The organism is Pantoea sp. SGAir0215 (genome assembly GCF_043543215.1).
Map to the genome: position 1 here is coordinate 2,727,925 of NZ_CP028031.1, position 12,067 is coordinate 2,739,991.

A 12,067-nucleotide genomic window follows, 5' to 3' on the forward strand; every position below is an offset into this window, starting at 1 on the left:
GACATCCAGTCCTTACGGCTGTCTCTGCCTTTATCTGTCGCGAAACGCATTATGCAGAAGTCGCCACATATGATGGGCTGCCGGGGTAAAGCGCCTGTCGGAGTTCCGTAACAGGTGACACTGAGCGCTACTGGCAATCGGATGATCGATTGGCACGGCGACAAGTGTGCCCTGGCGAATCGGGTCGGCGGCGGCGTGGGCCGTCATAAATGAGACGCCGAGCCCGGCCTGACTGAGGTTCATGGCGGTCGAGAAGAGGTTACACCGGTAAGCCGGATGAAACTGCAGGCCCTGGCTTTTGAACATCGCGTTCATATGCCGCTGCAGGCCAAAGTTCTCTGTGAGGGCGATAAGCGGGTGAGCAGTCAACGCTTCAATGGTGATGCTGGCAAGACTGGCGACAGGATGCTGCGGCGCGACGACGGCACAAATCGGCCCCCACTTAAAACTGTGCCGCTTCAGTTCCGGGGTGCCAATCGGACCAAACGCCAGCGCCATATCCGCTTCGCCGCTGACGATATCGTTCATCATCTCCTGCATGCTGCCGACCACAATATCGACAAACACCTGCGGGTAAGACTGGGCAAATTCGCGCATAACCCCTTCGATAAACGCCGTGATCAGTCCGCCGCCAATGCGCACCGAAAGCGTTCCGCCGCGCATATGGCGCAGATCTTTAAGCTGGCTCTCCAGCTTTTCGCGCCGCATACGGCTGACAAAATAGTCCTCTGCCAGCAGGCGTCCCGCTTCGGTCAACACCACGTTACGCCCACGCCGTTCCAGCAAGGGAAGCTGTAGCGCACGCTCAAGTTGTGCGATTTGACGGCTGACGACCGACGCATTAACCCCGAGGATATCTGCCGCGCGGCGAATGCCGCCCTGGTTACCGACTTCATACAGATAGCCCACCTGTTTATCCTGGAACATCTGCCACATTTCCTCGTTACTGTTGACCTTAAGGCAACAATAACATCACTCCACGGCTATTTATCAAGCTGTTTAAATAGTGATAATCAAATTAACCGTTAGTTTTCGCTGGTCAGAAAACAAAAAAAGCGAACAACATCGTACTGCACCAAAAGTGCGCCCAAAAACGGTGAGAAATTATTTGCCTGCGCCTTTAGGCACGCAGAGAAAAATACACTTCTCCGAAAGGGATATGACGTTCTCATGTTTTTTTGGGAAGGGTTTTTACTGCGCTAAAAATCTTAATAAAAGAGGTTTATTTCACGGCTGGGCTATTCAGGCATGGATCCTGCTTAGTATCAGGACTTTTCCATTACAGATGTAAAGAGAGATGAGATGAGCGAATCAAAAACACTGAAGCAGCCAGATAAAGAAGCGACAGAGGAGTGGAAAGTGGGGCCGGGCGCGTGGATTTCACTGATCATTGTGCTGCTGGTCTTTTCCGGCTTCTTTTTTAAAGTTGACGGTATGGCCTGGCTGGGTGCATTCGATTTTACCACGTTAGGTGGCGCGTTCGGCACCATGAAAACGCCGGAAACCAATACCTTTATCGGCAGCGGCGGCCTGAGTGCCAAAGCCGGCTTCCTCTTTGCACTCTCGCTGGTGCCCACGGTAATGCTGGCACTCGGCCTGCTGGAAATCTTCACTCATTACGGCGCGATCCGCGCGGCACATAAATTACTTACTCCGCTGTTAAAACCACTGCTCGGGATTCCGGGTTATACCGGTCTTGCGTTGATTACCGATCTGCAAAGCACCGATGCCGGCGCGGCATTAACCAAAGAGCTCTATGACAGCAAAAAAATCACCCGTAAAGATGTGGTGATTATGGGCTCGTGGCAATACTCGGGTGCCGGGTTGATTAATAACTATTTCTCTATCGGCTCGGCGATGTTCGCTTCATTAACGCTCCCCATTATTATTCCGCTGATTTTAATGTTTGTCCTTAAATTCGTCGGTGCCGCCGTGGTTCGCCTGGCATTAAATACTGTTTATAAGCGAGATTTCGACAATGAATAATCAGGCAAAAGTCTCCGGTAATCCGTTTGATATTTTCGTTATTGGTGCGCGCAAAGGGTTTAATATCGCCATTAATAATCTGATGCCAAATGTATTAATGGCCTATGTCATCGCAGAAATGCTTAATTTGCTGGGCGTGATGCAGATTATTGGGCACATTTGCGCCCCGCTGATGGGGCTTTTTGGCCTGCCGGGCGAGGCGATCACCGTACTGTTAACCGCCTGGCTCTCTTCCTCTGCGGGCACCGGCGTTGCCGTCAGCCTGCTGAGTAAAGGCCAGCTTGATATGGCCCAGATTACCATTCTCGCGCCCGCCATCTTTTTGATGGGCTCGCAACTCCAGTACATGGGGCGCCTGCTGGGCGTGGCCGATGTGCCGAAGAAGTACTGGCCGTTACTGATGGCGGTCAGCATTCTCAATGCCGTAATCGCCATGCTGATTATGCGCGTTATTGCCTGAGCACTAAGGAGTAAGACGTGTCGCGTACACTTGAGCACTTTAATTACCTGCACCAAATCCCGGAACTGGGGTTCGAAGAGTTTAAAACCTCCGCCTATATCGCGGGCGTACTGGAGGCGGCGGGCTACCGTGTCACTCGCCAGGTAAATAACACCACCGGTATTGTCGCCGTTCTGGACAGCGGTAAGCCTGGCCCGACATTAGCGCTGCGCGCCGATATGGATGCGCTGGGGCATATCATTGACGGCCAACATGTGGCGCGTCACACCTGTGGGCACGATGGCCACTCCACCGTCGTACTGACCACCGCCCAGGAGGTGATGGCTGAAGGATTGGTGAAAAAGGGTAGGTTAAAATTCATCTTCCAGCCTGCGGAAGAGCTGGGCACCGGGGCGATTGCCCTGACCGAAGGCGGCGTGCTTGATGATGTCGACATGTTGCTCGGCTTCCACCTGCGCCCGTTGGAGGAGTGCCCGATGGGCCAGGCCGTGCCGGCGATGTACTACTCAGCATCCGCTACCGTGGAAGTGATGTTCCACGGCAAAGCGGCGCACGCCGCGCGGCCACATTTGGGCGTCAATGCACTGGATGCCGCTGCGCACGCGGTGCAGGCGGTGAACGGCATTCATCTTGCTCCGTCGCTGACATGGAGCGCAAAAGCGACACGGTTTCTCTGTGATGCGGGCGTGACTAACTCGATCCCTGATAAAGCGCAGGTGTGCTGGGATCTGCGTGCGGCAGAGAACGAAGCAATGGCTACCCTTAAACCGCAGGTGGTACGCGCGATTGAGAGCAGCGCCGCCGCCTATGGCGCACGCGCAGAGATCCGCATTCTGAAAGAGATGCCCGCCGCCATTATCCATGACGAGGCCACAGAGGTGATCGCACGCGGTATTCGCAGCGTATTTGGCGAAACCGGCCTCACTGCGCCGAAGTCGACACCCGGCAGTGAAGACTTCTTTCACTATCTGCGTCTTCGTCCACAGATTAAAGGCGGCTTCTGGGGACTGGGGGCCAACCTGACGCCCGGTCTGCATCATCCGGAGATGCATTTTGACCGTGACGCGCTGGCGCTTGGGGTGAAAGTGTTTAAAGCCTGCGTGCAGGATGTGCTTGGCTGATTATCACGGATGCCCGTGGCGCAGGGATGTGCCATGCCCGCCGGACATTAGCGACAGATAAGAGAGCCGACGAGGATCTCTCACAGTGCCGCCTCAGCAAAAGCAAAGGATAAATATCGTTTACCCTCAATGAGCAAACAGTGCCCGCCATGCGGAGGGTGAGGTATTAAACGCTTTATTAAAATATTGGCGTAGTGATACGGCGCTGCCGAAGCCTGATAACTGCGCCACATATTCTACAGAATGGGGTGTGCTTTCGAGTAAGCGTTGCGCATAGGCCAGCCTTTGTCCCTGTAACCACTGACTGACCGTCATACCTGTCAGGTCGCGAAAACGGCGGGTGAAATTACGTCGGCTCATTGCAACCCGCTGCGCCAGTGAATCCAGAGAGTGCTGCTCTGCAAGATTGGCCACCATCCAGTTCAGCAGGTCTGACAGACGATCGCCTCCCGGCTGGCTATGGAGAGGCTGTTCAATGAACTGGGCCTGTCCTCCCTGGCGATGCGGGGCCGTGACCAACCGGCGCGCAATCTTATTGGCGATATCGGCGCCGTGCCAGCGACGAACCAGGTGCAGGCAGCAATCAAGACCGGCGGCTGTCCCGGCAGAGGTAACCAGCCTGCCGTCATCCGCATCCTGATACAACACATCTGGCATCAGCTTGATTTTGGGAAAATGCTGCGCGAAATACGGTGCTGCGCTCCAGTGTGTAGTCGCTTTGTATCCGTCCAGTACGCCAGCCTCTGCTAACACAAACGCACCCAGGCACAACCCCACGACCGTAGCACCGCGCTGTCTTGCCATTCGTATCGCATGCAGCATAGCGTCCGACGGACGCTCCTGTGGGCTACGCCAGGAGGGAACAATTAAGACATCCGCGTCTGTTGCATCTTCGAGCGTCAACTCACTTTTCAGCATAAAACCCGCACAGGTACGAATTAAATCACCGCTGGCGGTCTCGGCTGCGCAAACCCGCAGGTTAAAAGCGGGCAGGCCATGTTCGGTACGGTTTTCAAAAACCAGACAGGGCACTGAAAGATGAAAAGGACTGATGTCATGAAAAGCCAGTACCGCGATATTTTTGCACGACATGATCATTCTCCATAACGATGGCCCAATACTTTCGTGCGTTGTCTTTCGGGACGCTGTTGCTGAGATTATCGTCGGGTGAAGATGGTGTCTACGGCTTTACGCTCTGTAGAGCCACTAATCTGAGGAATTTGGCTATGACCGTTTCCGCTTTACCTCAACGCGCGCTTATTGTCATTGATGTACAGAATGAATATTTCAGCGGCGCGTTGCCGATTGAATATCCACATCCGCAACATTCACTGGAAAACATCGCGATTGCCATGGACAGGGCGAGTGCGGCAAACATACCGGTAATCGTGGTACAGCATACTGCGCCTGCAGAATCACCGCTTTTTGCGATTAACAGCGATGGCTGGCAGTTGCATCCCGTTGTCGCTTCACGTCCCCGAGCGCTTCTTTTGAGTAAAAATCGGGCCAGCGCTTTTACCGGAACGGGACTGGCGCACTGGTTAGCCGATCACGCCATTAACACGCTGACGGTAGTGGGCTATATGACTCACAACTGCAATCTTTCTACCATTAATCATGCGTGGCATAACGGCATTGCTGTGGAATACCTCAGTGATGCTTCAGGTTCAGTTCCTTACCAAAATCAGGCAGGGCGCGTGAGTGCAGAAGAGATTCATCGGGTATGCTGTGTAGTGCTGCAGTCAAACTTTGCGGCCGTGCTGACTACTCAGCAGTGGACAGCCTGCATTGAGAGCGGCACCGTACCGGTGCGCGATAGCATTCTGCGCTCCAACCAGCGCGCCCGGGGGGTGCTGTGTGATGCAGCGCCATGCCTGGACGGAAATGTGGTCTGAAAGCAATACCGGTGACAGTGGTAAATGCCTTCGACTGTTACTGTGTCAGGGACACCACCTCAGGCGGCCCGTCCAATAAAAACGTAGAAACCAGCAAATGCACCCTCATGCAGAATCCCATTTACACGGGTTCTGCGTGTGAATCGACAATCATCGCGGAGCGCCTTTCAGCAAGTCGTCTTGACAAATCCTCTGGCGATCACCGTTACGATAAGTACACATCCTGGTGCGTTCACATCCGGCTGCGTGCAGGTTAATTAACAGCTCACCCTGCTAATATTTACGTTCCGCTGAGGCCTGCCACTGCTCACGCGTCATCGCATAACACAGGCTTGGCGGGGCATTTTCGACGTCATAAATCTCTTTGATGTAGCGCAACCCGCTTTTCTCCAGCACATGAATTGAAGCCTGATGATGACGTCGTACCGATGCGGTCACGGACGCCAGCCCCAGCTCGTTGAAGCCGTAATCCAGGGCAAAACGTGACAGCTCAGTAGCATAACCTTTACCCCATGCCTGGGTATCAAAGCGATAGCCAAGATTATTGGTCAACTCACCGGCAAACTTACGTACGCTCAACCCACCAAAGCCAATCAGCGTATCGGGCGCATCTCGCGTCGATATCGCCCAGCTTTCAAACCCGTACCGTTCAAAAGCGGTCAGCCTCTCGGCCAGCTTCTGCTGCGCGAACGCCAGGCTCGGATACGGGCCTGCCGGGTTAAACGTGTTGGTCGCGGGATCGCCATAAATGCGGAACAGATCCTTGTCATCGGAAGGGCGCATAGCTCTGAGCAACAAACGTGCTGACTGCAGATACATTATAAACCTCACTGTTATGCCGTTATCCACGCCCACTATTAATAGCCTTTTTACAGAATCAGGAGAAGCAATGGTGATACAACAACTGCGCATTGCGCGCCCGGTCAGTGACCTGACCGCGAGCGCAGACCTGTACTGCACTGGCCTTGGATTGCATAAACTGGGGGAGTTCAGGGACCATGACGGATTCAGCGGCATTATGCTGGGTGATAAGACCTTGCCCTGGCATCTGGAGTTTACGTTTTGTCAGCACCATCCTGTCCAGCCCGCGACAACGGTTGACGATCTGCTGGTGCTGTATCTGCCGGACGCGGCGTGCTGGCAGCAACGTTGTCAGGTAATGACGCGTGCCGGGTTTACTGAAGTGACGTCTTTTAACCCGTACTGGGCAAAAAACGGCGCAACCTTTCAGGACAGGGACGGCTATCGGATCGTTATCCAGCATGCCGCATGGCAGGCCTGACGGCATAAGTAATAAGCAGGCGCTACCACACGGACTGGTGGGTTTATGGCGTGCGGCTCTCTCTTACAGATGAGACGTTTGAATCTGGCGTCGCCCATGGCATGATGAAAACCCGTTTTTACGCCGAGCCCACACATGATCGCCATTGCCTGTTTACATACTGCGGCCAGCAATATTCCCATCTTTGACGATGCAGCGAGCCAGTTGCCGTCGGGAGATCTGCAACTGAGTCATCTGGTGATGCCGCAGCTGCTGGCGGAGGCCGAAGCCAGTGGCGGACTGACGCCGGAACTTCATGCACGGATCGGCGCGTTGCTGGCGAGTCTGCAACCCCATTTTGACGCCATTCTGATGACCTGTTCCACGCTCGGACCGGTGGCTGAAAGCTTTACAAACGCATCTTCGCCGTGCGTGGTCTGGCGCACAGACAGCATGCTGGCAGAGGCGGTCCGCGAAAATCCCAGGCAAACGGTCGTGCTTTGTGCGGCTGAATCCACGCTGGGCGCCACGCGGGCACTGTTTCACGGTGCCAACGGGCGGGCAGAGGTCGTTCTGATTCCGGGGGCGTGGCAGAAGTTTAAAGCGGGGGATCAGACAGGCTATCTTGACTGCGTAACAGAAGCGGTTGAAGCGGCCTGGCAGCAGGGCGCGGAGCAGGTTGTGCTGGCGCAGACGTCAATGGCACCGGCAGCGGCGCATTTCGCATCAACACGTCAGCCCCTGACCGGCCCGCATCTGGCGCTACAGCGCTGTCTTCAACACTATCAGTAAGGCCGCACGCCGTGCGGCCTCAACGTTTTACTCGTCCGGCGTCAGTGTTCCTTTTGCGCCGTGAGGTTCAGAGCGCAGATACTGCGGCGGCGCTTTCACCGTTGCATCGAATGCGGCAGCGGCGTGCCATGGCCAGCGTGGGTTATAGAGCATACCGCGTGCCAGCGCGACCAGATCCGCTTCCCCCTGCTGCAAAATATCTTCGGCTTGCTGCGGCTCGGTAATTAAACCTACCGCAATCACCGGGATACCGATTTGCTGACGAATATCCCGCGCAAAAGGGACCTGATAGTTCGGGCCGACGCTGATCTGCTGCTGTTCTGACAGGCCCCCACTGGAAACGTGGATATAGGCGCAGTTCAGCGCTTCCAGCTGTTGCGAAAAGGCAATGGACTGGCTTACATCCCAGCCGCCCTCAACCCAGTCGCTGGCAGAAATACGCACGCCCACCGGAATGGCGGCCGGGACGGCCTCACGTACTGCTTTAAAGACCTCAAGCGGAAAACGCATTCGGTTTTCCAGTGAGCCGCCGTATTCATCATCGCGGGTATTGGAAAGCGGCGACAGAAACTGGTGCAGCAGATAGCCGTGCGCGGCATGCACCTCAATGAGTTCAAGGCCAAGACGAACGGCCCGTTTTGCCGTAGCGACAAACGCCTCTTTGACACGCGCCAGCGCGCTGGCGTCCATTGCGCTGGGCGGATGATCGCCTTCACTGAACGGCAGGGCGGAAGGGGCCACGGTTTGCCAGCCACCGTTCTGAGGCGAGATGTGTTCGCCGCCTTCCCACGGCACGTCGCAGGATGCTTTGCGCCCGGCATGACCCAACTGAATACCAATCGGCATATCGGAATAGCGACGGATGTCCGCTAATACCGCCGCCAGTGCGGCTTCGGTTTCATCATTCCATAACCCCAGGTCGCCGTAGGTGATACGACCAATATCTTCTACCGCGGTCGCTTCAATGATTAACAGTCCAGCCCCTGAAAAGGCGAGCTGCCCCAGATGGATACGATGCCAGGCGGTTGCGCAACCCTCTTCAGCGGAATACTGACACATTGGCGCAATAACAATTCTGTTATCGAGCGTTAATTCACCGAGTGAAAAAGTGGAAAACAGCGTGCTCATAAAAACCTCATGTCTGAGAATCAATACGTTGAAAAACTATAGTGGCTGAATGCAAAACAGGGGCGACAGGCGGCAAAACAATTTATCCCTTAACTGATATTAGTTACATCATACAGTTAAGTTTCTGATTTACACCGCACGATGAGACACCGGAGAAATGTTTAAAAATGCAGACTATGCCGGCGTTGGCAGCAGGAAAAGGATCAAAAAACCCTGCTGTTATCATCCGGATAATCAGCAGGGTTCGGAAGGGCTAAAAACGCGTTGCGAAGATGGAGATGTCACTAGTGTGCTCTCTGCAATGCCTTCTCATCCAGCGCATACAGGGTCGCGGTCGCTTCCAGAATATGCTGCTGGTCATTACCGGGTTTGTGAGAATCAACCTGGGTAATGTGGTAACCCACAGCACCGGCCTCGGTGGCTTTGCGCAGCAGCGCATCAGTCACTTCCTGCATTGAGGTCGCCCAGGTCACCGTCGTTACGCCCATCGGGGTGATGGCATTTTTTTCTTCCTGAGATAAGCCGCTACGGATAAACACAGGGCTGACTGTCTGAGGAGAGAAGATAGACAAAAGATCCTGAACAAGTGCTTTCATTTTAATGCTCCTGAATATCGGAATGTATCGCTATCACGGGCAAACGACGCGACAGTGATCGTTACGGGTTTGCTATGTGCTTACGTTTTATTGCCGTGTTAAATACTGTCGGCAGAAGTTATCAAATACCTTTTCAAGTAAATGAATTTGGCTTTTCTTGCTAATCAGAGGCTTATGAAAGCTTCCGCCACACTTGAGCTGAAATTTGGCAGGATTTTTGTGTCTGCTTACAGGTTGTGAAATTAAGACACAAAATCCCAACGTCAAATTAACAAACAAAGTCGGCACGCCCTGGCATTAACGTTGGGTCATCCGTGTGCTCACTTACAGAGCTTTACACAGCACGCTTTCTGCAGCAGGTTTTTTAAAGTGATGCCTCAATGCATTGATATAAAAGCTTTTTATCCGTTACGCCGCAAGCGATGGTCAGACAGGGGGGAAACAGAGGGGGATTTTCTTCATAAAACTGTCACACGTCGCCGTAATACTGCGCAGCCATCAATGTTACAAACAGACATTGTTTGACATGGGTTGAAACCTGGCTTGTCTGTCAGGGGCTTGCCGCAATGATAGGGAGAGTTTTATGTCACGCAAACCACGTCTTTACCGTACCGCTGCCGCGTTTTCTCTGGGTAAACTCAGTCTGCTTATGCTGGCAATGGGCGGTATGACCGCCAGCTCCGCCGTGCTGGCGGCAGAAGTGAAAGCCAAAAATGTGATTATCATGATTAATGACGGGGCAGGCTGGGGCACCTGGGATGCAACAGCCTACTGGCAGTATGGCAGCCGTGAAAGTACGCCGTATGCCGCGTTTCCGGCAAAATATGCCATGACAACCTATCCCCTGAATGCCTCAAAAAAAGCCACGCACAATAATGCCTCTCTGGTTAATTACGATCCGCAGAAAGCCTGGGATACAACCCGAACAGATAATAAGGATCTGCCGTTCAGGGGTTACGACTATCTGGCGGTGAATCCAACGGACAGCGCCGCCGCCGGCACAGCGCTGGCGTCAGGAATTAAAACCTATAACAATGCCATCAACGTCGATAACAACGGACAACCGGTTGATTTTGTCACACTAACGGCGAAAGCCATGGGCAAAGCGACAGGCGTCGTCACCAGCGTGCCATTCTCTCACGCCACGCCCGCCGCCTTTGGCGCACAAAACGCGTCGCGTAACGATTATCACGCGATTGCGAAACAAATGCTGACGTCAGGGAAACTGGATCTGATTATGGGAACCGGTTTGCCGGGCTTTAACGCCAACGGCACCGACTGTCAGCATCTGGCTTCAAACGAAACCACCGTGGGGTGCGGAGAAGATGCGCACCGTTACCTGTCTGAAGCTGACTGGACATTGCTCAATGCTGGCAAGCTGGCCCCTGCGGGTGGTCAGCCGTGGAAAGTGGTGCGCAGTACTGAGGCGTTTGCCCGCCTCGCCAGTGGCGCGCTGGTTCATAGCGGCCCGTTACTGGGATCGCCGAACGTTGCCCCCAACGGCACGTTGCAGCAGGGCCGTCAGGCCGCCATTGTTGGTAAAAATGCGGCGAATCCGTCCGGGGATGCGTTTATTGCCACGGTACCGACCCTGAATACGATGACCCGGGGAGCCATTCAGCACCTGAGTAAAAACCCCGACGGCTTTTTTATGATGGTCGAAGGCGGTGCGACTGACTGGTCCGCGCATACCAGCAATGCCTGTAGCGAAAAAGGCGACTGGGGGAATTCCTACAACCCTAACTGCGTCGGCGTGGAATATGGTCGCCTGATTGAAGAAAGTGCAGACTTCAACAACGCTGTGGCCTCCGTGATTGAATGGGTAGAGAAAAACAGTAACTGGAACGAGACGCTATTGATCGTGACGACCGATCACGACAACGGCATGCCAATGGGACCCGATGCGCAGAACATCCCTTTCCAGGCCGTCATTAATAAAGGGAAAGGCATGATGCCCGGCATCTCATTCCGTCCAACCGGCAACCATTCCAACGCGCTTGTGCCGCTGTGGGCAAAAGGCGTTGGGGCCGATGCCTTTGCGGAGCGCGTGCGTGGCATCGATGCGGGCTATGCTAAGCATGTAGGCTACAACCAGGGCGACTATATTGATAACACCGACGTTTTTACCGTTGTGAAGGCGGTGCTTGAAGGCAGGGCGGTCGAAAAAGTGACGCCTGACCAAGTAAGTAAATCATGATGTGACGTTGTCACCATGAGCGGGATTTTCTGTCCCGTGGTTTTAACCTCTTGCCCGTTGCCGGTCGGCCTGTGCTGATCGGCAGCGCGGTTTTATGCCAGAACTGACCGCCACCTTTCACACTCAACAAATTTTTTTTAACGAGCCAGCAATATTTTGCGGGCTCATTCGTCTACCTCATCATGTTAATCACTGCTGAGGTCATACAACTATGAGAAATGTCGATAATCACCCGTTTCACCCTTCTCGCGGCATGGGCAGGCACCGCCTGCCAAAGGCGTTCATTGTCGGGGGCGTGTTAATTGTCGTGCTGTGTCTGCTGGTCATGACACTATGGAATGCCATACTGCCTGCCATTACAGGCGTTAAAACAATTGGTTTCTGGCAGGCCGCCGGACTGCTGCTGCTGTGCCGGATTCTGTTTGGCGGCCTGGGCATCAGACCGGGGATGTTTGGCAAGGCGCGGCGGCGCATGCATGAGCGCTGGATGCAGATGACACCGGAAGAACGGGATGAATTTATGAAGCAACGGCGTGAAGGGTTCGGCCATCGTGCTCACCACCGTCGGGACAGATGCCGGGAAGAGCAGCCACCGTCTGCGGACACTCACTCTGACACCCGGACAGAGTAA

13 protein-coding genes are annotated in these 12,067 nt (G+C 54.3%); 8 read left to right on the top strand and 5 right to left on the bottom strand.

Translation table 11 applies throughout. The features are described 5' to 3' along the window. Window positions 1-30: 30 nt before the first annotated feature. Complete coding sequence (locus C1N64_RS12790) at window positions 31-927, bottom strand: LysR family transcriptional regulator (RefSeq protein ID WP_033742190.1); 897 nt, start codon at window positions 925-927, stop codon at window positions 31-33. Window positions 928-1,302: 375 nt separating this feature from the next. Here C1N64_RS12790 and C1N64_RS12795 point away from each other — a divergent pair, with 375 nt between their 5' ends. The 3 genes from C1N64_RS12795 to C1N64_RS12805 are packed head-to-tail and all read left to right on the top strand — an operon-like array spanning window position 1,303 to window position 3,567. After that, window positions 1,303-1,986, top strand: coding sequence for a nucleoside recognition domain-containing protein (locus tag C1N64_RS12795; protein WP_033741636.1), 684 nt, complete (start codon window positions 1,303-1,305; stop codon window positions 1,984-1,986). Beyond that, a complete protein-coding gene (locus C1N64_RS12800) occupies window positions 1,979-2,446 on the top strand; it encodes a YjiG family protein (RefSeq protein ID WP_033741638.1) in 468 nt (155 codons plus the stop codon). Before C1N64_RS12795 ends, C1N64_RS12800 begins: the two co-directional genes overlap by 8 nt. 17 nt (window positions 2,447-2,463) lie before the next feature. After that, window positions 2,464-3,567, top strand: a complete 1,104-nt coding sequence (locus tag C1N64_RS12805; RefSeq protein ID WP_054633774.1) for a M20 peptidase aminoacylase family protein — start codon at window positions 2,464-2,466, stop codon at window positions 3,565-3,567. A 126-nt stretch (window positions 3,568-3,693) separates the two neighbouring features. Here C1N64_RS12805 and C1N64_RS12810 read toward each other — a convergent pair whose 3' ends face one another. Continuing rightward, window positions 3,694-4,659 (bottom strand): GlxA family transcriptional regulator, encoded by a 966-nt coding sequence (locus C1N64_RS12810; RefSeq protein WP_172912500.1) that lies wholly within the window; start codon window positions 4,657-4,659, stop codon window positions 3,694-3,696. A gap of 134 nt (window positions 4,660-4,793) precedes the next feature. Between C1N64_RS12810 and C1N64_RS12815 the strand changes: the two genes are divergently transcribed. Further along, window positions 4,794-5,462 (top strand): cysteine hydrolase family protein, encoded by a 669-nt coding sequence (locus C1N64_RS12815; protein ID WP_205950172.1) that lies wholly within the window; start codon window positions 4,794-4,796, stop codon window positions 5,460-5,462. Between the two features lie 273 nt (window positions 5,463-5,735). Here C1N64_RS12815 and C1N64_RS12820 read toward each other — a convergent pair whose 3' ends face one another. Further along, window positions 5,736-6,281: a GNAT family N-acetyltransferase gene (locus C1N64_RS12820; protein ID WP_058701909.1), complete on the bottom strand. Its 546-nt coding sequence runs from the start codon at window positions 6,279-6,281 to the stop codon at window positions 5,736-5,738. A gap of 70 nt (window positions 6,282-6,351) precedes the next feature. On the opposite strand from C1N64_RS12820, the gene C1N64_RS12825 reads away from it, so the two are divergent. After that, a complete protein-coding gene (locus tag C1N64_RS12825) occupies window positions 6,352-6,744 on the top strand; it encodes a VOC family protein (protein ID WP_058598228.1) in 393 nt (130 codons plus the stop codon). 135 nt (window positions 6,745-6,879) lie between these two features. Next, complete coding sequence (locus tag C1N64_RS12830; protein ID WP_058701908.1) at window positions 6,880-7,515, top strand: aspartate/glutamate racemase family protein; 636 nt, start codon at window positions 6,880-6,882, stop codon at window positions 7,513-7,515. 27 nt (window positions 7,516-7,542) lie between these two features. Here C1N64_RS12830 and C1N64_RS12835 read toward each other — a convergent pair whose 3' ends face one another. Together C1N64_RS12835 and C1N64_RS12840 are read right to left on the bottom strand one after the other, a co-directional pair. Next, window positions 7,543-8,643, bottom strand: coding sequence for an NADH:flavin oxidoreductase/NADH oxidase (locus C1N64_RS12835; RefSeq protein WP_375124046.1), 1,101 nt, complete (start codon window positions 8,641-8,643; stop codon window positions 7,543-7,545). A 284-nt stretch (window positions 8,644-8,927) separates the two neighbouring features. Continuing rightward, entirely contained in the window at window positions 8,928-9,239 is a 312-nt protein-coding gene (locus C1N64_RS12840) for a YdgH/BhsA/McbA family protein (RefSeq protein WP_033741649.1), read from the bottom strand. 583 nt (window positions 9,240-9,822) lie between these two features. Here C1N64_RS12840 and C1N64_RS12845 point away from each other — a divergent pair. Both C1N64_RS12845 and C1N64_RS12850 read left to right on the top strand, forming a co-directional pair. Then, a complete protein-coding gene (locus C1N64_RS12845) occupies window positions 9,823-11,436 on the top strand; it encodes an alkaline phosphatase (RefSeq protein WP_394514854.1) in 1,614 nt (537 codons plus the stop codon). Window positions 11,437-11,647: 211 nt separating this feature from the next. Continuing rightward, window positions 11,648-12,067, top strand: coding sequence for a hypothetical protein (locus C1N64_RS12850; protein ID WP_033741652.1), 420 nt, complete (start codon window positions 11,648-11,650; stop codon window positions 12,065-12,067).